The sequence below is a fragment of the Bradyrhizobium sp. PRIMUS42 genome (genome assembly GCF_023006515.1).
Classification (GTDB): Bacteria; Pseudomonadota; Alphaproteobacteria; order Rhizobiales; family Xanthobacteraceae; genus Bradyrhizobium.
Genome location: NZ_JALBGZ010000043.1, coordinates 1 through 20,277, shown reverse-complemented (window position 1 = coordinate 20,277; position 20,277 = coordinate 1). Strand labels below are relative to the sequence as shown.

Genomic DNA, 20,277 nt, shown 5'->3' with positions numbered 1-20,277 from the left:
CGCCGTTCGCGAGCAACTGCGCGAGCGCGCCGTCTGGCAGCTCCGCCGCTTGCGGCTCGCGGACGACACGCCGATCGCCATCGAGCACGCCTTCTATCCCCCGGATATCGGTCTCGAGCTCGAGAAGCGCGATCTGGTCTCGATCATCATGTACCGCGTCTTCGAGGACGAGCTTGGCCTCGCCATCAAGCACGCCCAGCAGACCATCAGCGCCGACCTCGCCGATGCCGGGAGCGCCAAGCTGCTGGGAGTGAAGGTCGGCTCGCCCCTTCTCTCCATCGAGCGCGTCACCTTCGGCAAGGACGGACGGGCGCTTGAGCTGCTGCGCGCCGTTTATCTGCCGAAATATTTCCGCCTCAGCATCAGCCTGACGCGCCGCCACTAGCAACGCCACACGTCAAGAACGAGGACACAAACATGCCGAATGGCGCAAAGACCCCCGATAGCCCCAACATCCTGCTCATCCTCAACGACGACATGGGCTTTTCGGACATTGGCTGTTACGGCGGCGAGATCCAGACGCCGAACCTCGATCGCCTTGCGGCCAATGGCTTGCGCTATTCGCAATTCTACAACACCGCCCGCTGCAGCCCCTCGCGCGCCTCGCTGCTCACCGGCCTGCATCCGCACCAGACCGGCATCGGCATTCTCACCTACAGCAACGGCCCTGAGGGCTATGCCGGCAATCTGAACAAGAGCTGCGTGACGATCGCCGAGGCTCTGAAGAGCAAGAACTACACGTCCTACCTCAGCGGCAAGTGGCACATCGCCAGCAGCCTGACGGAGCCGACCGACGCATGGCCGATGCAGCGTGGCTTCGACCACTTCTATGGCACCATCATCGGCGCCGGCAGCTTTTACCATCCCAACACGCTCACCCGTGGCAACGACAATATCGAGCACGAGGCGGAGAAGGATCCCTCGTTCTTCTACACCGACGCGATCAGCGATCAGGCCGCCGCCTTCATCCGCCAGCACAAGGCGCAGAAGCCCGATGCGCCGTTCTTCCAGTACGTCGCCTATACGGCGCCGCACTGGCCGCTCCATGCCCATGACGAGGATATCGCCAAGTACAAGGGCCGCTTCGATGCGGGGTGGGACAGGCTGCGCGAGGAGCGCCTCAAGCGGCTTGTCGACGACGGCATCATCCATCCGAACTGGCGCCTGACCGATCGCGATCCGACCCAGCCGCCGTGGACCGACGCGGAGCAGCGCGAATGGACGCTGCGCTGTATGGAGGTCTACGCAGCCCAGATCGACCGCATGGACCAGGGCATCGGCCGGATCCTGAAGGCGCTGGAAGAGACCGGCCAGATGGACAACACGCTGATCATCTTCCTCTCCGACAACGGCGCCTGCGCCGAGGACATTCCGGAAGGCGTCACGGCAAAGGAGCTGGTCGACCAGCTCATGATCGCCAAAGCCACAACACGAGACGGCAGGCCGGTGCGCTTCGGCAATGATCCGACCCTGATGCCTGGCGCCGAGGACACCTATCAGAGCTACGGCACCGCCTGGGCAAACCTCTCCAACACCCCGTTCCGGCTCTACAAGCACTGGATCCACGAAGGCGGCATCGCGACCCCGTTCATCGTGCACTGGCCGCGCGGCATCTCCGAAAAAGGCGGCCTGCGGCACAATCCGAGCCAGCTCACCGACGTGATGGCGACCATCCTCGACGTCACCGGGGCCACCTATCCAAAAGAGTACAACGGCAACGCCATCCTTCCCTGCGAGGGAGAGAGCCTCGTGCCGTCATTCGCGGCCGCCTATGGCAATCGCGGCCCGCTGTTCTGGGAGCACGAAGGCAACGCGGCCGTGCGCGCCGGCAAGTGGAAGCTGGTGCGCAAATATCCCGGGCCTTGGGAACTCTACGACATGGAAACCGATCGCACCGAAATGAACGATCTCGCCGCGCAGCATCCGGATCGCGTCCGCGAGATGACGGCGCAGTATCAGCAATGGGCCAATCGCTGCGGCGTGATCCCGCGCGAAAAGATTCTCGAGCTGATGAAGTCGGAAGGCGGCACGGCCTTCTGGGAGGAAGAGAAGCAGATATAGGACATGACGAAAGGTCGCTCACACTGTTGCACCCAGCGCGCCGCCGACGGCGGGCCGGCGACGGGCGCGGATGCGCAAGCAGCGATTCTTCCCAGTCCAACCCCGATCCCGCGCCGCTGGAGCTCGCTGATCGGCGGAACGTTTCGCATGGGATCGGCCGACATCGGCTTCGTCGAAGACGGCGAAGGCCCGGTGAGGCTGGTGACGCTGTCGCCGTTTGCCATTGCCTGCCACGCCGTGAGCAATCTGCAATTCGGCGACTTCGTCCGTGCCACGGGCTACACGACGGACGCAGAACGCTACGGCTGGAGCTTTGTCTTCGACGGGCTGTTGCCGGGAGCGACGCGCAACGCCCGCACGACCCGTGCTCAGGAAACACCATGGTGGATTCCCGTGCTGCACGCCTATTGGGCGCAGCCGGAAGGACCGTCGAGCAGCATTCTCGACAGGCTCGATCATCCCGTCGTCCACGTCTCCTGGAACGACGCACAAGCTTACTGCCAATGGTCCGGCACGCGCCTTCCGACCGAAGCGGAATGGGAGATGGCCGCGCGCGGCGGGTTGGACCAGGCCACCTACCCCTGGGGCAACGAGCTGCAGCCCGGCGGCGAGCATCGCTGCAATATCTGGCAGGGCAACTTTCCCGACCGCAACACCATGGATGACGGCTATTTCGGTACGGCGCCCGTTCACAGCTTTGCGCCCAACGGATATGGCCTGCACAATGCCGCCGGAAATGTCTGGGAATGGTGCGAGGACTATTTCTCGCCGAGCTATCACCGCCTCACGCCATCGCAAGATCCTCTGAACGGCGAGCCGGCGCCCAACCGATCGATGCGCGGGGGATCCTTCCTCTGCCACGAGTCCTACTGTAACCGCTACCGCGTCGCGGCGCGAAGCTCCAACACGCCCGACTCCTCATCCAGCAATATTGGTTTCCGGGTCGTACGCTTCGAGCCGCTGCGGGATCCGGCATAGGATGGCGCAGGCATCCCATCCCGCGAAGCCGGCCACGGCTCCTGGCATTCGCCCGCTGCCGTTGTTCCTGCGCAATTTCGTGCGCAATCGCGAGACCGGCCTTGTGCTTGTCGCCATCGTCGCCGGACTGCGCTCTGGAAGCTGCTCGGCGGAGCCATTGCGCAGGCGCTGGAACTTGCACCGCAGCTCGATCGCTTCGGTCTCGCCTGGCTCGAGGAGCCGATCCGCGCGGATCGCCCGCGGCAGGAATGGACGCAGCTGCGCGAGGCCATTCGCTTTCCGCTCGCAGCCGGCGAGAACATCGCAAGCCACGCCGGCTTTGCCGAGGTGCTGCGTGAGCCGGTGCTCGATGTCGTCCAGCCCGACATCGCCAAATGGGGCGGGCTGTCGGCTTGCGCGAGCATCGCCCGCGACATCCTGCGTCGGGAAAGAAGTTCTGCCCGCATTATCTCGGCGCCGGTGGGCCGCGCGGAGCGCGGAGCCTTTGGAGCAAGTCAGCCACGAACTTGAACTCGCGAAAAGCCCTAATCGTCGCGCCAGGGTTGCTGGTTTAACGCCTTGGGCTCATTCAATTCGCAATCCGATCGAGTTGATAAGGTCTCGCCATTTGGGAATTTCCCGTGCCATGAAGTTCGCCAGATATGCGGGACTATTCGACGGCGCCGGAATAATCCCTTGTGCATCGAGAATTGGCTTGATGGAACTGTCGTTCATGGCGGCCACGAACGCCGCATTGAGCTTCTCAACGATCGGCGCTGGTACGCCCTTCGGTGCAACGACGCCGAAAAAGACGCTGACGTCGAATCCCTTGAGTCCCTGCTCATCGAAGGTCGGCACGTCGGGCAGCACCGGCGTCCGCTCGATCGTCGTCACGCCGAGCGCACGAAGTACGCCCGCCTTGATGTGAGGGGCGGAAACGAAAATGTCAGCGAAGCTCATCTGAACCTGGCCGCCGATGAGATCGTTGATCGCAGGCGCGCCGCCACGATAGGGCACATGCAGGATGTCGGTGCCGGCGATGGCGTTGAACATGACACCCGCGAGGTGAGTGGATGCGCCATTGCCGGACGAGGAGAAGCTCAACTTTCCCGCATTCGCTTTCGCATACGCGATCAATTCCTGCACATTCTGCGCCGGTACTGAGGGATGTACCGAGAGCACGTTTGGCATTTTTCCGATCATGATGACCGGATCGAAGCTTTTGATCGGATCGTAGCTGAGCTTCGTGTACAGGCTCACATTGATGGCGAGCGGGCCCGATGTTCCGAACAGGAGGGTATATCCATCGGCCGGCGACTTGGCGACAAAGTCTGCTCCGACGTTGGCGCCGGCACCGGCACGGTTTTCGACAATGACGGGTTGGCCAAGCTTGGTTCTGACGCCCTCGGCCAGAGACCGCGCCAATGCGTCCGTCGGTCCGCCGGCCGCAAATGGTACGATGAATTTGATCGACCGCTCGGGAAATTCCGCCCACGCTATCGCGGGCATGGACAACGCAATGGACGACGCAAGAAGTAATTTGCGGCAAAGACCGATGAACTCCATAGGCTCCTCCCCTCCCCGCAAGGCTGACGCCATGCCGTTTTCCAACTCCTCGCCGGTTGAGTCTGGCGATCCTGTCGTGCAGCACGTCCGACTTATTGTTCCAGGAAGCTGTCCGCCCGAAATCAGCGACGAACGTCTCGCCGGCTTTCGGTCTCAACATTCCCGTCACCGTGCCGGTGCTAATCATCTGCCCCGCCTTCAGGCCGATGCCGGTCCGCGAGAGTTCGTTGGCGAGCCATGTCACCGGCACGATCGGATGGTCCAGCGCGATAGCAGCGCTGCCCTTCCGGCAAGGAGGCCGGCAAGTTCGCGTTGGGTCGACTGGTCCATTGTGATTACCTCACAAGGAGCGCGGCCGCGCGCGACAGCGGCACCGGCGCCTCACCCAGCAGCAAGTCGATGGCCTCGTCCTCCCAGCGCTGGCTCTCCAGGTTCAGCGTGTTCGGCTCTTGCAAGCGGTGCTCCAGCACAAAGCGGGCGAGCAGAAGGCGGCGGGCATCACCGCCGGATGTGCCCAGGCGCAGGCCCTCCTGGATGAACAGCGCGGCGGTGACAGCGTGATAGAGCTTGCCCGCCGCAAGCCGGCAGAATCGCTCGTTCTCCTCGCGTGAGGCGACCTCTTCGGCAAACCGCAGCGCGCCGTTGATTGCACTCTCGAGACGGGTACGGAATTGACCAGGAACTCCTTGCGTGTCGCCGAGCCGGCTGAGGAGATCATCGCGCAAGGCGGCATGCGCGCCGACCTTACCCACCGCGCGCTGAACGGCATCGAGCGCGTTGATGTTGCTGGTACCCTCCCAGATCAGGCCGAGATGGGCATCGCGCACCAGCCGCGCGTTCGGCCAATCCTCGATGTAGCCGTTGCCGCCGCGCACCTCCATCGCACCGGTCGCCACCGTGACATTGTCGCGGCAGGCCCGGTACTTGACGATCGGCGTCAGCAGCCGCAGCACCTTCTCCGGCGCGGTTGCCGAATAGAGCAGCGCGGACAGCGCCTGCTCGGTCGGCACCATCAGCTTCGCGAGTTGCCGGCGCATCAGGGGATGATCGACCACCGCGCGAGCGAAGGCGTTGCGGTGACGGGAGGCCTGAAGCGCTTCATTGAGGCAGCGCCGCATCATACCGGCGGCACGTGCCAGATGCGAGACGCGGCTGGAATTCACCATCACCAGCATGTGCTTCAGGCCCTGATCTAGCTCACCGAGCTGGTAGGCCACCGCGCCATCGAAAACGATCTCGCCGCTCGCCATGGTGCGGCTGCCGAGCTTGTCCTTGAGCCGCATGATCCGATAGGCATTACGGCCGCCATCCGGCAGCGTCTTCGGCATCAGGAACAGGCCGAGGCCACGTCCCCCGGCGGGCGCTCCCTCCGGTCGCGCAAGCAAGACAGCTAGTTCCGCATCTGCATTGGAGCAGAACCATTTCTCGCCATAGAGCTTCCAGTGCGCGCCATCGCGCACGGCGGTCAGTTCGGCCGCACCGACATCGGACCCACCCGCCTTCTCGGTCATGAACTGCGCGCATTTGAGCAGCGTGGCCGGGTCCTGGCTCCACATACGCGAAAGATAGCGCTCATGAAGCTCGAGGCTGCCGAAGCGGCGAACCAGCTCGGATGAGCTGTCGGTCAAGTTCACCGGACAGAGCAGGCCAAACTCGGCCTGCGAAAACAGATAGTGAAACACGTATTTCACGATCGGCGGCATCGCCGAGGGCCAGCCCAGCACGCCACTACGGTTGCACATCGCGTGCATGCCGAATTGGCCAAATGCGATCCGCTCCAGCTCCCGGTAAGCCGGGTGGTATTCGACCCATTCCTCGTCGCGGCCATAGCCGTCGCGGGGATGCAACACCGGCTGGTGGCGCTCGGCCTGATCGGACAGATCATAAAGCTTGCTTCCAGCGAGCGCGCCGAGCTCAGCAAGATGCGGCTCGAGATGCGCCAGCAGCGGCGCTTCCAAGTACAGGGGAAGCAAGTCCCGTACGCTCTGGTCGATGGCATAGTAATTTAACCCACGACAGGTGGGCGCCAAAGCCTCGGAGCGTCGAGACGACGCTTCGCGACGAGCCAAACCGGCATGAGCGGTCATGAGCTTCCCTCCAGATTGTCGCTCTTGGGCCGGGACGGACCCGGCCAGGCTCCGGGTATGACTTGACAGCGCTTCGCGCAAACGACTTCTTGGGCTGGGGCCTTGAGCGAGAGTCAAGGCTCGGTCATCCCGCGGGGCGCACGATCATGGCTTCACGACGACTTCCTCCGCTGCATGCCGTACGCGCGTTCGAAGCGGCCGCGCGACATTTGTCGATCACGCGCGCCGCCGACGAGCTGAACGTCACGGTTGGAGCTGTCAGCAGGCACGTCCGCGCACTCGAGGTACGCATGGGCACGGCGCTGTTCCTGCGGGGATCGCGGGGCCTGGTCCTGACCTCCGCCGGCAAAGCCTTCGCCGATTCCACGCGCGAAGCGCTGGACCGCATTGCGGACGCGGCCGAAGGCCTGCACCTCCGGCAGTTCAGACGGCTCTCCGTCGGCGTGTACGGGTTCTTCCTATCGCGCTTCCTCCTGCCGATGTGGCCCGGCCTCACGGCCGCGCATCCCGAGTTGGAGATCGATCTGCACACCAGCGCGAACCCCGTCGACCTTCTTGCGAGCCGCTACGACGCGGTCATAGCGGTTTCGGACGGGCAACCCAGAGCGGGCCTGGTCACGCGGCCTCTGCTACCGATCGCCACCGTGCCGGTCTGCTCGCCTGCCTTGCTAAAGGGCGGCGTACTGGACTTCACGACCGTTCCACTGCTGCACAACAGGCCAAGACCGGACGACTGGCGTCGCTGGCTCGACCATGCGCAGCTCACCAAGGTGCCTGTCCGCGGCGGAAGCAGTTTTGAGAATCTCGGCCTCGCCATCGAAGCCGCGGCGGCCGGGCTAGGCGCCGCCATCGCCATCGAGAGCCTGCTGGCTCCGGATCTTGCCCACCTCAATCTCGTGAGAGCACATCCCATCGTCCGGCCGACGCGGCGTCACTTCGTGCTCGAATACGAGCAACGCATGGCGGACGACACTGCGGTCGCAGCGTTTGCTAATTGGCTGTCCGGCATCTGCAAACAGCAGAGCACGAGCAAGACAGCAGCCAAGACACCCACGCGAAAGCGTTCTCCCGATTGAGAGTTGAGTTTCGCTCAAGCCACACCGAGAAAACCTCGTTTGCCAGCCTGAACCGGCTCTGACACAGACCCTGCCATCAAATCATGACGGGGAAACGCTCGATGAAGCTGGTACTCGGAATGCTCGTTGCTGGACTGGCAATCGGGGCAAGCGCACCGGCCGGCGCGCAGATCTCCGGCGACGTTGTCAAGATCGGCGTGCTGACCGACATGTCGGGCATCGTTTCCGATGCCACGGGCGAAGGCTCGGTCGTCGCCGCTCAACTGGCCGCAGAGGAATTCGGCAACCGCGTCGCCGGCAAGGCCGTGCAGATCGTCTTCGCGGACCATCAGCTCAAGCCCGACGTCGGCGCCAGCATCGCCCGCAAATGGTTCGAGCAGGAGGGCGTTGACGCCATCGCCGATGTTCCGAACTCGGCCGTCGCCCTCGCGGTTCAGGAGGTCGCCCGGGCACGGTCGCGCGTCATGCTGTTCTCCTCGCCTGGAACAACCGCACTTACGAACCAGTTCTGCTCTCCGACCAGCGTCGCCTGGACGTTCGACACCTATGCCCTTGCCCGGGGAACGGCCAAGACCGTGGTCGAGGGTGGCGGCAAGACCTGGTACTTCGTGACCGCGGACTACGCTTTCGGTCATCAGCTTCAGAAGGATGCCAGCACCGTCGTTCAAGCCAACGGAGGCAAGGTGCTGGGAGCCTCGGCGCACCCACAAGGGACCACTGATTTCGCCTCCTTCCTCCTCCAGGCGCAAGCTTCGAAAGCCAGCATCGTCGGGCTCGCGAATGCCGCCGGAGATACCGTCGCAACGATCAAGCAGGCTGAAGAGTTCGGCCTGACGGCGGGCGGGCAGAAAATGGCGGCCATGCTCCTGCTGCTCACCGACGTCCACTCGCTCGGCCTGCAGGCGACACAGGGCACGCTCCTCACGACCCCCTTCTATTGGGATCTCAATGAACAGACCCGCGCCTGGTCGGACAAGTTCGCGGCCCGGCGCAAAGGGCAGCGGCCAACGTTCATGCAGATCGGCGTCTATGAGGCTGTTCGTCACTATTTGCAGGCCATCGAGGCAACCGGTTCGGACGACGCGGACAAGGTGATCGCGAAGATGCGCGCAACGCCGATCGAAAGCGCCTTCACCCATGGCGCCACGATCCGCGAGGACGGTCGCGTCATTCGCGACATGTACCTGGCAGAGGTCAAAACCCCGAAGGAGTCCAAGGGAGAGTGGGACCTCTACAAGATTCTCCGGACAATCCCGGCTCAAGACGTGACCATTCCGCTGGCCGAGAGCACCTGCCCGCTCGTGAAGCGCTGACACGACATCAGACCCTGACTCCAACACCCGAGGACGACCATGACGACACCCGAGAGCGAGTGGCAATATCCCTACGGCACCAAGCAGCGCTACCACCTCCAGCACGTGCATCTCTTTGCCTCCGACGTCGATGCGACCATCGATTTTTACAAGAAGTGGTTCGACGCCGAGGTGATGTGGGACGGGGATGTCGCCGGTGCGCGCAACGTCTTCATCAAGGTCGGTATCGGCGCGCTGCATCTTTACGACCAGCTTCCGCGCGGAGAAGGCAAGAACGCCGTCCACCACCTGGGCATGCAGGTCGTCGGCATCGACGAGCTCTACGACCGCATGAAGGCAGCGGACCTTCATATTCCCAATCCCATTCGCCGTCTCGGCGGCGGCGGCTATTTCATGCTCGGCGCGCCGGACGGCGTCGTCATCGAGGTGTTCGAGCCGGGCAAGCTCCGCGAGCCGGTGGTGCGTGACTATTATGGCTTCGGGGGATAGACCCTTGAACATCCCGGCTCCGCTCGAGACCATTGCCGACCTCGTGGCCGCTCATGCGGAGAAAACTCCGGCCAAGACCGCCCTGACATTCGTGGACGTGACGGCTGACGGTGGGTATCGGACAGAGGAGCGCTCGTACGCGCAGTTGGAAAGAAACGGCGCGGCGCTCGCCAAGCGACTGGCCGCGCTTGGCCTTCGGCGGGGCGACGCCTTCGCCCTGATGATGGCCAACCATCCGGAATTCGTCGAAGCCGTGGTGGCAGGTGCGATGCTGGGAGCCGTCTTCGTGCCCATCGATCCCAATCAACGCACAGGGCACGCTGCTCTGCCTCGGTCTAGTATCCGCATAAGCGCCCGAATTTGCTCGACGAGGTCGAACGCGCCTTGGGGTGCAAGCGTCCCCTCGTGAAGAATCGCACCCTATGCCGTGAACACGCGCCCGGGAGATCATTCACGATGATGAAGCCTCGAGCCGGTCCAGATGACGCCTCTGACCATCTGGCTCACATCAGTGATCGAAGAAGTTCTAGCTCTGGTTCAAGCCTGTCTGAAGAGAATGCAAACCGGGCTTCCGACCTTGACCACCTTGTCGGTGGCTACGAGACGACCATCCACGGTACGATTGAACATCGCAACGGTGTCGCTATCCTCGTTGGCCGCGAACAGATATCTATCCGATACAGCAAGCGCGAAAAACCGCGGCGTCTTGCCTCCGCTGAGCGTCCAGCCCACCGACGAGAGCCGTCCGTTCGCAGCGTCGATCGCAAAAATACCGATGCTGTCATTGCCTCGGTTTGACGCATAGACGTAGCGACCATCGGCCGAGACTGCGATCTCCGCGGCGCGGCTGTCGCCGGTGTAGGTATCCAGCACGGCCGAGACCACCTGCAACGGCGTCAGCGCACCATTGGCCGGGTCGAAACGATACGCCGTCACCGTGGAATCCAGCTCATTGACGACGTAGGCCAGCTTACCGGCGGGATGGAACGCTACATGCCGCGGCCCTGCCCCCTCACGGGAACGGACCGGCGGAACGGCCTGCACCAGCTTGCTCTTCTCCGCATCGATCCGGTAGGTGAAGACGAGGTCGAGCCCTTTGTCAGGCACTACAATGAATTTTCCGGACGGATCAAACTCCACCTGATGCGGCTTCGCAAACGGCTGCTCGACGCGGTGCGGGCCGATCTTGCCTTCCAGCTTGACCAGGTCGATCACCGCACCGAGTGAGCCGTCGTCGTTGCGCGGCAACAGCGCCAATGTCGAGGTTATGTGGTTGGCGACCACGACGAAGCGGTTGCTCGGATCAATTGCGAGATGCACGGGGTTCTTGCCCTCTGTGCTCTGGCGGTTAATCACCCGCAGCTTTCCATCTGCGGGATCAATTGCCATCGCGGTGATGTCGCTGAGATCGCCATGGACGGTGTAGAGGAAACGCCGGGTGCGGTCGAAAGCGAGGAACGAGGGATTGACGAGATCGCCGAGCAATTGAAGATGGGTCCACTCCCCGCTCGCATTGTCCATGCGATAGACATTCAGGCCGTCGCCGCGGGCGTTGCGTTCCTTTGTGGTGCGCGCGCCGACATAGACGTACGAAGTGGATCCTTCCGGCATGGTCTGCTCCCATGAAACTTGGCGCGCCTGTGCGCGCAATGACGGCGCAGCGGCCGCGAACGCACCGCCGATCGCAAGATGCGCCAGCCTGCGCCGGGACAGTTCGAGCGGCCGTTTCCCAAGCGCCATTGCTCTCTCCCTATATTGCTTTTTATCGCTTAAAACACAATTCTGTGACGAGCACAACGGTCTTCCTTACGCTTGTGCCGACCGGGCGGGTCGGCCAATGATCCATGCTCCAGTCGCCCTTTGAGTCGTTTGCATGCCCCGTCCCAACCTTGCCACCCAGATGACCACGCGGATCCTCGACTACATCCGCGTCAACGATCTCGAGGCTGATCATCATTTGCCGAGCCAAGTGCTGGCAGATGCGCTCCGCGTCTCGCGCGCGCCGATCAACGCCGCCCTCCAGATATTGGAGGACATGAACGTCGTGCGGTCTGAGCCAAACCGTGGCTTCTTCCTGGTCAAGAGCGCGCGCGAGCTTCCGCAGATCCCGCACACCGCCGAGGAACAAGAGGATGAATGGTACTTTGCGATCGCGGAAGACCGGCTGTCCGGCAAGCTCCCCGAGCGTGTCAGCGAAAGCGAGCTGATGCGGCGCTACGGCTTGTCGCGCACGCGCCTGCTCAAGATTCTCACGAAGATCTCCGATGAGGGCTGGATCGAGCGTCTGCCCGGCAATGGCTGGGAGTTTGGGCCGCTGCTGACCTCGCGCGAGAGCTACCAGCAAGGCTATCAGCTGCGCATCGCGCTGGAGCCGCAGGCACTGACCCTGCCGAGCTTCGAGGTCGATCGCACGGCCTTCGCCGCAGCGCGGGAGAAGCAGCAATGGCTGCTCGACGGCGCCTACAAGCGTGCCTCCCGCGCGGAAATCTTCGCCGCCAACAACGACTTCCACGAAATGCTGATGACGTGCAGCGGCAATCCGTTCTTCCTCGACGCGGTGAAACGCGTCAACCGGCTGCGCCGCCTCGTCGAATATCGCATCACAGTGGACCGCAGCCGCCTGCCCCAGCAGTGCCGCGAGCACATCAACATCCTGGATTTGCTGGAGAAAGGCCTCCGCCAGGAGGCCGCCGACTTCCTTCGAGTCCATATCTCCGGCGCGGGGCTGATCAAGATCCCCCGCGCGTAGCGCAACATTGGGCTTATTGTCTTTTATAATTTAAAATGCAATAACGCTTCCCGAAGGCGGCTGCCGGAGAGACGGACAAGCGCGCCAAATCCACAAGCCCGGGGAAGCGCCGCCATGTCCGCGACATCAGTCGAGCAGTCCGCAACGCGCAAGGTGTTCTGGCGCATCGTGCCCTACTGCTTCGTCCTTTACGTGATCTCCTATCTCGACCGCGCCAATATCGGCTACGCGGCGCTCCAGATGAACAAGGAGCTGGCGCTGACCAGCGAGGCCTTCGGCTTCGCCGCCGGCATCTTCTTCATCGGCTATTTCCTGTTCGAGGTGCCGAGCAACGTCGCGCTCAACAAATACGGCGCGCGCATCTGGATTTCGCGAATCCTGATCACCTGGGGCATCGTCGCGACCGCGACCGCCTTCGTGCAGAGTGCGACGCAGCTTTACGTGCTGCGCTTCCTGCTCGGCGTCGCGGAGGCCGGCTTCTTCCCCGGCATCATCATCTACCTGACCTACTGGTTCCGCGCCAAGGAGCAGGCCACCACGGTCGCGCTGTTCACCGCGGCGATCCCAGTGTCGTATCTCCTGGGCGCGCCGCTCAGCACCTGGATTATGGATCACGTCTCCGGGTTCGGCCTCAGCGGCTGGCGCTGGATGCTGCTGCTCGAGGGCGGCCCCGCCGTGATCGCCGGCATCGCCAACTATTTCATCATGACCGACAGGCCGGAGCAGGCGCGCTGGCTGACCGTGGAAGAGCGCGACTGGCTGACCGGAGAACTGCGCAAGGACCACGCCACGCGCCCCAATGTCGAGCATCTCGGCGTGATCGCCGCGATCACCAATCCGAAGGTGCTATTCCTTTCGGTGATCTATTTCGTCTACCAGGTCGGCAATCTCGGCATCGGCATGTGGATGCCGCAGATCATCAAGGGCATGTCGGGCTCGCTGACCAATTTCGAGATCGGCCTCGTCGCCATGCTGCCCTACGCGTTTGCAACGGTTGTGATGGTGCTGTGGTCGCGCAATTCCGACCGCACGGGCGAGCGGCAGAAACATTCGGCGCTGCCGCTTTTGCTCGGCGCCGTCGCGCTCGCCCTCACCGGCCTGTTCGTTCAGCCGGCCGTTGCGATGGCGCTGATCTCGCTCGCGCTCGCCGGCATCTACGCCTTCAAGTCGCCGTTCTGGTCGCTGCCGGGTCTGTTCCTCAGCCGCTCCACAGCGGCGGTCTCGATCGCCGCGATCAATTCGATCGGCAATCTCGGCGGCTTTGCCGGGCCATATGCGATCGGTGCGATCAAGGACTGGACCGGCAGCACCTATGGCGGCTTGTTGTGCCTCAGCGGTCTCCTGTTCGTCTCCTTCCTGATGACTTGGTTCGCCCGGATGGAAAACACTGCTGCCGGGCGCGCCAAGCCGGCCGAGCAGCACGCTTGAGGACCTTTGGTATGGGCGACGTCACCACGCTTTCGGCCGCAGGCAAGACCTATCGCATCGCCGATATTGCAGGCGTCGCGGGCGACGATCTCGTGCGACTGCCAGTGATCCTGCGTATCCTGCTCGAAAACGTATTGCGCAATGCCCGGCGGGAACGCGACGATGCCGTCGCTGCGATACGTGACTGGCTGCGAAATGGCACGAGCGAGCGCGAGATCGCCTTCCAGCCCTCGCGCATCCTCATGCACGACACCACCTGCGGCCCCGCCCTGGTCGACATCGCGGGCCTTCGGGCCTCGCTGGCCGAAGCCGGCGGCGACCCGGCCCGGCTCAATCCGGTGTTGCCGGTCGATGTCTCGACCGATCACTCGATCGGCGTCGACGTGTTCGCGCACAAGAACGCGCTCCAGCAGAACATGCAGCAGGAGCTCAAGCGCAACGCCGAGCGCTACCGCTTCATGAAATGGGCGACGTCGGCGCTGTCACGCGTCCGCGTGCATCCACCAGGCACCGGTATCATGCACACCCTGAATCTCGAACGCCTGGCGAACGTCGTCACCAGATTCGATCGTGACGGCACGCCGTGGGCAGCGCCGGACACGCTGATCGGGACCGACAGCCATACGCCGATGATCAACGGCATCGGGGTGCTTGCCTGGGGCGTCGGCGGGCTGGAAGCTGAGAGCGTGATGTTCGGAATGCCTGTGATGCTGCGGGTGCCCGATGTGATCGGTGTGCGCCTCACCGGCTGCTTGCGCGAGGGCGTCCTCGCCACCGATCTTGCGCTCACGGTCACCGAGCGCCTGCGCCGCATCGATCTGGCCGATCGCTTCGTCGAATTCTACGGCCCTGGCGTCTCCACTCTGTCCGCGGGCGACCGCGCCGTGGTTGCCAACATGACGCCGGAGTTCGGCGCCAATTCCGGCTATTTCCCGATCGACCAAAGGACGATCGAGTATCTCGTGCAGACAGGCCGCTCGGTCGAGCAGATCGCGCTGGTCGAGGCCTATGCCCGCCGGCAGCAGCTCTGGTTCAATCCGCAGGCCGTCCCCCGCTACACCGACACTTTGACTATCGATCTCGACGAAGTCGAGGTCAGCGTCGCCGGTCCGCGCCGCCCGCAGGATCGCATAGCAGCGAGCTGCACTGCGGGAGCGCTTGGCCTAGCCGCTGCCGCATCTCCGACTGAGGGCCCCAGCGATGGCTCGGTCGCAATCGCCGCGATTACGAGTTGCACCAACACGTCCGACCCGCGCCTGCTGATCGCGGCCGGCCTCGTCGCGCGCAAAGCGCGGCAGTTCGGCCTCAAGCCGCCGGCCTGGGTGAAAACGTCACTCGCGCCAGGTTCGCCCACCGCCGACACTTATTTGCGTCGCGCTGGCCTGCTGGACGATCTCGAGGCGCTCGGCTTCAGCATCGTCGGCTATGGTTGCACCACCTGCATCGGCAATTCCGGCGCGCTCGCGCCCGTGATGGCCGAGGCCATGACTTCGAGGAAAATCGCGCCGGTCGCGGTGCTCTCCGGCAACCGCAATTTTCCTGGCCGCGTCCACACGCAGGTCGAGAACGGCTTTCTTGCCTCGCCGCCGCTCGTCGTCGCCTTCGCGCTTGCGGGCGACGCAGAGCGTGACATTCTGCATGATGCGATCGGGCGCGACATGGACGGCCGGGATATTCATCTTTCCGATCTCTGGCCGTCCGGCGCCGAAATCGATGCAGCACTGGCGCAAGCGCGCGACGTGACCGACTATGCAATCTCCTACGATGCCGCAGAAGCCAGCGCCGCGTGGGCCGCACTCGATGCGCCCACCGAGGCCCCCCTGTTCCCTTGGGACCAAGCCTCGACCTATATCCGCCGGCCGCCGTTTGCTGGCATCGGCAAGGGCACGCGCCTCGGCCGCTATGCCGCGACGCCGTTGCTTGTGCTCGGTGACGATATCACGACTGATCACATCTCGCCGGCGGGGGCCATTCCAGCAAGCAGCGATGCGGGCGAATACCTCGTCGCGCGTGGCGAGACGCCGCAAGATCTCAACGTCTTCGCCTCGCGACGGGGCAATTGGGAGGTGATGCTACGCGGCCTCTTCACCAACAAGAGCGTGCGCAACCTGCTGGCGAGCGATCTAGCGCCCGGCACGACCATCCATGCGGATTCCGGCGCACGCATGTCGCTCCGGCTTGCTGCCGAGCGTTATGCGGCCGAGGGACGGTCTCTCGTCATCGTGGCCGGTGAGCGCTACGGCATGGGCTCTTCGCGCGACTGGGCCGCCAAGGGGGTGGCGTTGCTCGATATTCGCGCCATTCTCGCGCTGAGCTTCGAGCGGATCCACCGCTCGAACCTGATCGGAATGGGTATCCTGCCGCTGCGCCTGCCAAGGGATCGTCGGCCGCAAGATCTCGGACTGAGGCCCGGCGACGATCTGGAGATCGACGCCGACCCTGGCACAATCGCCCCGCGAGCTCCGGTGAGTGTGAGGATTGTGACGGACGGTGTCGCGCGGGACTGCTTCGTCGCAACGGCTGCGATCGAGACGAATCTGGAGTGCGAGATTCTTCAGGTTGGTGGGCTGCTGCCGCTGATTCTGCGGAATGCTTTCGACTGATTTGAGATGGTCCCCCCCATCTCAAATGGTCCGCTCACGCTGGCTCTGACAGGCTTTTTCTTGATGTCCCAGTGCACACGTCGTGCACACGCCGCCTTCTAACCTATTGAAAGACTTAGACTCTCGCTCCAGCCATCATGGGCCAATTTGAGCCAGCTTCAGCCAAAAAGATCGAGGCTGGTCAATGGTGATCAGCTTTACGCGCGAGAAGGCGGGCAGTCACTCCAATTGAGCTACTCCGACATCTAAGCAGCTCCAGCCTGACGGATAGCTTCCGATCTCGAGCTAGCGAAGACTTCCATTGGCCTTTCATGCACAGATCGCCTACAGCACCGGTACGGTTGAGGGGCATGGCGCCGACGGTTAGATAAAGCTCGCAAATGCGTTCCGTTGCGCCGCCGTCAGGCGCAAGCCGTGCTTGGTGCGCCGATCCAGGAAATCGCTGGGCCCTTTGGCCCATTCGGTCTCGCGAAGAAACATGGCCTCGCGTTCGTAGAAGTCTCCGCCGAAATGCCGGCCGAGATCGGCCGACACGCGGGCGGGACCCAGCAGCTCGCGCGCCCGCGTGCCGTACAGGCGGGCATAGTGGTGGACCAGCTTGCGCGGCAGATCGGGATATTCGCGCGCTAGCTGGACGATGAAGGCATCGAAGTCACGGCCGAAGTCGCCACCCGGCAGCGGCCGTCCCGCCGTCCAGGCCTGCGCCATGGTCGGGAACCACGGCGTGAGACGCTGCAACGCCTGCTCTGCGAGCCGGCGGTAGGTGGTGATCTTGCCGCCGAAGATCGAAAGCAGCGGCGGCACGCCTGGCGCGCCATGAACCTCGAAAACATAATCGCGCGTCACCGCCGACGGATTGGCGGCATTGTCATCGTAAAGCGGCCGGACGCCGGAAAAGGCATGGACGATCTGGCGCTGCTCCGGCGGGACTCGAAAATAGCGGCGCAACACGCCCAGGAGGTAGGCGACCTCGCCGTCGTCGATCGCGACGTCCTCCGCACGGCCGTCATAAGGGATGTCCGTCGTGCCGATCAGCGCCAGATCCTTCTCGTAAGGGTTGACGAAGATGACGCGCTGGTCCTCGTTCTGGAGCAGATAGGCTTGCGGCCCGCTCCAGAATTTCGGCACCACGATATGACTGCCCTTGACCATGCGCACATTGTGCGAGGCGCTCAGCCCGATGACGTCCTGGACGACGTCCTGGACCCACGGCCCGGCCGCATTGACCAGCGCGCGCGCCCGGACGATCCGCACCCCGCCGTCGTCCGCCTGCATCTCCAGTTGCCATGCGTCCCCTTCCCGGCGCGCACTGACCGCGCGGGTGCGGGGCAGGACGACGGCGCCGTTGCGCGCGGCATCGACCAGATTGAGGATCACGAGCCGGGAGTCGTCGACCCAGCAATCCGAATATTCAAAGCCGCGGTGAAATTCGGGGCGCAGCGCCGCGCCCGCCGGTGCGTGCGTGAGATCGAGACCATGGCTCGCCGGCAGATGCTTGCGGCCGCCGAGATGGTCGTAGAGAAACAGCCCGGCTCGAATGAGCCAGGCCGGGCGCTGCTCCGGTGAGTGCGGCAGCACGAAACGCATCGGCCAGATGATGTGCGGCGCGGAGGCGAGCAGAACCTCGCGCTCGATCAAGGCTTCGCGCACCAGGCGAAACTCGTAATATTCGAGGTAGCGCAGCCCGCCGTGAACGAGCTTTCCCGAGCGCGACGAGGTGCCCTCGGCAAGATCGCCCTTCTCGCACAGCAGAACCTTCAGGCCGCGGCCCGCCGCATCGCGCGCGATGCCGGCCCCGTTGATGCCACCGCCGATGATCGCGATGTCGACCAGACCGTGATCCCTGCCCGCGTACGGCGCAGCCCCGGTCATCACGTCCTGCTGCGCTTCTTCTCGACCCGTTGCCGCGCTGCCGCCTTTGCCGATGCGCCCGCCCTGCCCGGCTTCGGCCTGGCAGCCTTGGACTTGGAACCTTCGGGCTGCTGGAGACCGTAAGTCGAGAAGCCCTTCGCGGTGTCGGCGATCTCGGCTTCGCTGAGAATGTGCGGCGATCCCAATGCAAGCGAGAGATAGTATTGGCGCGCGATGGTCTCGAGCTCGACCGCCAGCCACATCGCCTTGTCGAGGTTGGCGCCGACCGCGATCATGCCGTGATTGGCCAGCAGGCAGCCGTTACGGCCTTCGAGCGCGACGAGCGCCAGCTCGGACAATTCCGCCGTGCCGTACCGCGCATAGCCGGCGCAACGGATGTCATTGCCGCCGAACGCGGCCATCATGTAGTGGCAGGCCGGGATCGGCTTGCGCGCGATCGCGAGCACGGTCGCATAGGTCGAATGGGTGTGGACGACGGCGCCGACATCGGGACGGCCGCGCATGATGTCGAGATGAAAGCGCCATTCGGTCGACGGCTTTAATGGCCCGTCCCAGGAGCCGTCGTCGCGATCGAGCGGCATCGCGGCGATCATCTCCGGCTTCATCGCGTCATAGGGCGTCGCGGACGGCGTGATCAGCATCCGGTCCTTGTAACGGGCGGAGATGTTGCCCGACGTGCCCTGATTGAGGCCCGATGCGTTCATCCACCGACATTTGGCGATGATCGCCTCGCGCAACTGTCGCTCCTCGCGGGTCATGGCAAGATACCTTTCGTCTTCAACACGGATTGAGCGGCGGCTCGCCGGCAAGATAGCGGCGAACCTCTTCCGCCGCCTGATCGGCGGCAATGGTGACGGTGCGCAACGAGGCTCCCGCAATATGGGGCGTCAGCGTGACGTTGGGCAATTGCAGCAGCGGCCAGTCGGCCGGCACCGGCTCCACGGCAAAGGTGTCGAGCATGGCCCCGCCGAGCCGTCCGACAGACAGCGCCTCGAACAGCGCCTGGTAGTCGACCAGGGGGCCACGCGCCGTATTGATGAAGATGGCGCCGGGCTTGACCTGCGCCAGCGCCGCGCGATCGATGAAGCCGGTGGTCTCGGCGGTCACGCGCGCATGCAGGCTGATCACGTCGGCGCGCGCCAGGAGCTCGCCGAGGCCGACATGCTCGACGCCGTCATTACGATCCTGAGCGCTGAGCTGGACGTAGGGGTCCGTCACCAGGATCTTGCAGCCGAACGCCTTGAGCAGCTTTACGACGCGGGTGCCGATCGCGCCATAGCCGACGATGCCGACGGTCATCTCGCCGAGCTCGCGCCCGGTGCGATCGGCGCGATAGAGGTCGCCGCGCCATTCGCCGCCGCGCAGGGATTCATGCCCGCTGCGGATCAGGCGCGTTTCAGCGAGAATCGCGCCGATGGTGAACTCGGCCACGGCGCTGGCGTTGCGGCCGGGCGTGTTGACCACGAGCACCCTGTAGTCGCGCGCGGCCTGCATGTCGATATTGACGGGGCCGCCGCGCGAGACCGCGATGAATTTGAGGCCCGGCAGGCGCTGCAGCATCGATCGCGAGACCGGCGCAAGATGCGTCACCAGCAATGCGGCGTCGCCGATGAAGTTCACGACTTCATCGGGATCGCCCATGAACTCCTTCAGTCCGTCGAGCTTGGAGCCGGCATAGCCATGCTCCATCGGCTCGTCCGGCCATGGCTGCTCCAGAACGCGGATGTCGATGGCGTTGCCACAGGCTGCCGTGATCCGTTCGGCAAAGACCTTCGGCAGCATGAAGCGATCCCCGACGATGGCAATCTTGCTAGGCATGACCGGCTCCCGCACGCACGGCCGCGAGTTGCTTCCAAACCGGCCGCGCCGCGAGCCTGGCATTCAGATAGGCCGGAAACAGCCGTCCATAATGCGACGCCAATGCCGCGTCCGGCGTTTGCGGCGTCGCAAGATATGGCCGCACCCACACATCCGCGCAGGCCGTCATGTCCGGATAGAGGCCGGTCGCCACCGCCGCGATCATGGCGGCGCCCGCAGCTCCCGCCTCGCCGCGGCTACAGACGCGCACGTTGCATT

16 protein-coding genes and 2 pseudogenes are annotated in these 20,277 nt (G+C 63.9%); 11 read left to right on the top strand and 7 right to left on the bottom strand.

Features of this window, described 5'->3' with window-relative positions; all coding sequences use genetic code 11:
* The 4 genes and pseudogenes from MOV75_RS06815 to MOV75_RS06800 all read left to right on the top strand — a co-directional run.
* The coding region (locus MOV75_RS06815; protein WP_247005255.1) for a GntR family transcriptional regulator at nucleotides 1–385 on the top strand (385 nt) is incomplete at its 5' end.
* A gap of 32 nt (nucleotides 386–417) precedes the next feature.
* A complete protein-coding gene (locus MOV75_RS06810; protein ID WP_246918311.1) occupies nucleotides 418–2,061 on the top strand; it encodes an arylsulfatase in 1,644 nt (547 codons plus the stop codon).
* 3 nt (nucleotides 2,062–2,064) lie between these two features.
* Entirely contained in the window at nucleotides 2,065–3,039 is a 975-nt protein-coding gene (locus MOV75_RS06805; protein ID WP_246918309.1) for a formylglycine-generating enzyme family protein, read from the top strand.
* 147 nt (nucleotides 3,040–3,186) lie between these two features.
* Nucleotides 3,187–3,500: pseudogene (locus MOV75_RS06800) on the top strand (enolase C-terminal domain-like protein); the annotation flags it as partial.
* A gap of 103 nt (nucleotides 3,501–3,603) precedes the next feature.
* On the opposite strand, the gene MOV75_RS06795 reads toward MOV75_RS06800, so the two are convergent.
* Together MOV75_RS06795 and MOV75_RS06790 are read right to left on the bottom strand one after the other, a co-directional pair.
* Nucleotides 3,604–4,584, bottom strand: a complete 981-nt coding sequence (locus tag MOV75_RS06795; RefSeq protein WP_246918307.1) for a tripartite tricarboxylate transporter substrate binding protein — start codon at nucleotides 4,582–4,584, stop codon at nucleotides 3,604–3,606.
* Between the two features lie 335 nt (nucleotides 4,585–4,919).
* A complete protein-coding gene (locus MOV75_RS06790) occupies nucleotides 4,920–6,671 on the bottom strand; it encodes an acyl-CoA dehydrogenase family protein (protein ID WP_258719505.1) in 1,752 nt (583 codons plus the stop codon).
* 146 nt (nucleotides 6,672–6,817) lie between these two features.
* Here MOV75_RS06790 and MOV75_RS06785 point away from each other — a divergent pair, with 146 nt between their 5' ends.
* The 4 genes from MOV75_RS06785 to MOV75_RS06770 all read left to right on the top strand — a co-directional run bounded on the left by MOV75_RS06785 (nucleotide 6,818) and on the right by MOV75_RS06770 (nucleotide 9,958).
* The gene (locus MOV75_RS06785) at nucleotides 6,818–7,747 is read left to right on the top strand and encodes a LysR substrate-binding domain-containing protein (protein WP_258719504.1); all 930 of its coding nucleotides are present in this window, start codon (nucleotides 6,818–6,820) and stop codon (nucleotides 7,745–7,747) included.
* 101 nt (nucleotides 7,748–7,848) lie between these two features.
* Nucleotides 7,849–9,060: an ABC transporter substrate-binding protein gene (locus MOV75_RS06780; protein WP_246918304.1), complete on the top strand. Its 1,212-nt coding sequence runs from the start codon at nucleotides 7,849–7,851 to the stop codon at nucleotides 9,058–9,060.
* A 39-nt stretch (nucleotides 9,061–9,099) separates the two neighbouring features.
* Nucleotides 9,100–9,549 (top strand): VOC family protein, encoded by a 450-nt coding sequence (locus tag MOV75_RS06775; protein ID WP_246918303.1) that lies wholly within the window; start codon nucleotides 9,100–9,102, stop codon nucleotides 9,547–9,549.
* Between the two features lie 4 nt (nucleotides 9,550–9,553).
* Nucleotides 9,554–9,958 carry an AMP-binding protein gene (locus MOV75_RS06770; RefSeq protein ID WP_246918301.1) on the top strand — a complete coding sequence of 135 codons (405 nt, stop codon included), beginning with the start codon at nucleotides 9,554–9,556 and terminating at the stop codon, nucleotides 9,956–9,958.
* Between the two features lie 128 nt (nucleotides 9,959–10,086).
* Here MOV75_RS06770 and MOV75_RS06765 read toward each other — a convergent pair whose 3' ends face one another.
* Nucleotides 10,087–11,289: a lactonase family protein gene (locus tag MOV75_RS06765; protein ID WP_247005253.1), complete on the bottom strand. Its 1,203-nt coding sequence runs from the start codon at nucleotides 11,287–11,289 to the stop codon at nucleotides 10,087–10,089.
* A gap of 133 nt (nucleotides 11,290–11,422) precedes the next feature.
* On the opposite strand from MOV75_RS06765, the gene MOV75_RS06760 reads away from it, so the two are divergent.
* The 3 genes from MOV75_RS06760 (at nucleotide 11,423) to acnA (ending at nucleotide 16,329) form a co-directional block, all read left to right on the top strand.
* Nucleotides 11,423–12,298 (top strand): GntR family transcriptional regulator, encoded by an 876-nt coding sequence (locus MOV75_RS06760; protein ID WP_246918297.1) that lies wholly within the window; start codon nucleotides 11,423–11,425, stop codon nucleotides 12,296–12,298.
* Between the two features lie 114 nt (nucleotides 12,299–12,412).
* A complete protein-coding gene (locus MOV75_RS06755) occupies nucleotides 12,413–13,726 on the top strand; it encodes an MFS transporter (protein ID WP_246918295.1) in 1,314 nt (437 codons plus the stop codon).
* 11 nt (nucleotides 13,727–13,737) lie between these two features.
* Nucleotides 13,738–16,329 (top strand): aconitate hydratase AcnA, encoded by a 2,592-nt coding sequence (gene acnA / locus MOV75_RS06750; RefSeq protein WP_246918293.1) that lies wholly within the window; start codon nucleotides 13,738–13,740, stop codon nucleotides 16,327–16,329.
* Between the two features lie 363 nt (nucleotides 16,330–16,692).
* Here the strand turns inward: acnA and MOV75_RS06745 are convergent, their stop codons facing one another.
* The 4 genes and pseudogenes from MOV75_RS06745 to MOV75_RS06730 all read right to left on the bottom strand — a co-directional run.
* Nucleotides 16,693–18,201 (bottom strand): glycerol-3-phosphate dehydrogenase, encoded by a 1,509-nt coding sequence (locus MOV75_RS06745; RefSeq protein ID WP_246918291.1) that lies wholly within the window; start codon nucleotides 18,199–18,201, stop codon nucleotides 16,693–16,695.
* Entirely contained in the window at nucleotides 18,201–18,959 is a 759-nt protein-coding gene (locus tag MOV75_RS06740) for a class II aldolase/adducin family protein (protein ID WP_246918289.1), read from the bottom strand. The genes MOV75_RS06745 and MOV75_RS06740 overlap by 1 nt, the downstream gene beginning before the upstream one ends.
* A gap of 19 nt (nucleotides 18,960–18,978) precedes the next feature.
* The gene (locus tag MOV75_RS06735) at nucleotides 18,979–20,019 is read right to left on the bottom strand and encodes a 2-hydroxyacid dehydrogenase (RefSeq protein WP_246918285.1); all 1,041 of its coding nucleotides are present in this window, start codon (nucleotides 20,017–20,019) and stop codon (nucleotides 18,979–18,981) included.
* A pseudogene (locus MOV75_RS06730) lies at nucleotides 20,012–20,277 on the bottom strand (carbohydrate kinase); the annotation flags it as partial. The pseudogene MOV75_RS06730 and the gene MOV75_RS06735, both read right to left, overlap by 8 nt.

Excerpts from the sequence above, each read along its gene's own strand:
- MOV75_RS06810 (WP_246918311.1), top strand. The coding sequence starts at position 418 with ATGCCGAATGGCGCAAAGACCCCCGATAGCCCCAACATCCTGCTCATC.
- MOV75_RS06805 (WP_246918309.1), top strand. The coding sequence starts at position 2,065 with ATGACGAAAGGTCGCTCACACTGTTGCACCCAGCGCGCCGCCGACGGC.
- MOV75_RS06795 (WP_246918307.1), bottom strand. The coding sequence starts at position 4,584 with ATGGAGTTCATCGGTCTTTGCCGCAAATTACTTCTTGCGTCGTCCATT.
- MOV75_RS06790 (WP_258719505.1), bottom strand. The coding sequence starts at position 6,671 with ATGACCGCTCATGCCGGTTTGGCTCGTCGCGAAGCGTCGTCTCGACGC.
- MOV75_RS06785 (WP_258719504.1), top strand. The coding sequence starts at position 6,818 with ATGGCTTCACGACGACTTCCTCCGCTGCATGCCGTACGCGCGTTCGAA.
- MOV75_RS06780 (WP_246918304.1), top strand. The coding sequence starts at position 7,849 with ATGAAGCTGGTACTCGGAATGCTCGTTGCTGGACTGGCAATCGGGGCA.
- MOV75_RS06775 (WP_246918303.1), top strand. The coding sequence starts at position 9,100 with ATGACGACACCCGAGAGCGAGTGGCAATATCCCTACGGCACCAAGCAG.
- MOV75_RS06765 (WP_247005253.1), bottom strand. The coding sequence starts at position 11,289 with ATGGCGCTTGGGAAACGGCCGCTCGAACTGTCCCGGCGCAGGCTGGCG.
- MOV75_RS06760 (WP_246918297.1), top strand. The coding sequence starts at position 11,423 with ATGCCCCGTCCCAACCTTGCCACCCAGATGACCACGCGGATCCTCGAC.
- MOV75_RS06755 (WP_246918295.1), top strand. The coding sequence starts at position 12,413 with ATGTCCGCGACATCAGTCGAGCAGTCCGCAACGCGCAAGGTGTTCTGG.
- acnA (WP_246918293.1), top strand. The coding sequence starts at position 13,738 with ATGGGCGACGTCACCACGCTTTCGGCCGCAGGCAAGACCTATCGCATC.
- MOV75_RS06745 (WP_246918291.1), bottom strand. The coding sequence starts at position 18,201 with ATGACCGGGGCTGCGCCGTACGCGGGCAGGGATCACGGTCTGGTCGAC.
- MOV75_RS06740 (WP_246918289.1), bottom strand. The coding sequence starts at position 18,959 with ATGACCCGCGAGGAGCGACAGTTGCGCGAGGCGATCATCGCCAAATGT.
- MOV75_RS06735 (WP_246918285.1), bottom strand. The coding sequence starts at position 20,019 with ATGCCTAGCAAGATTGCCATCGTCGGGGATCGCTTCATGCTGCCGAAG.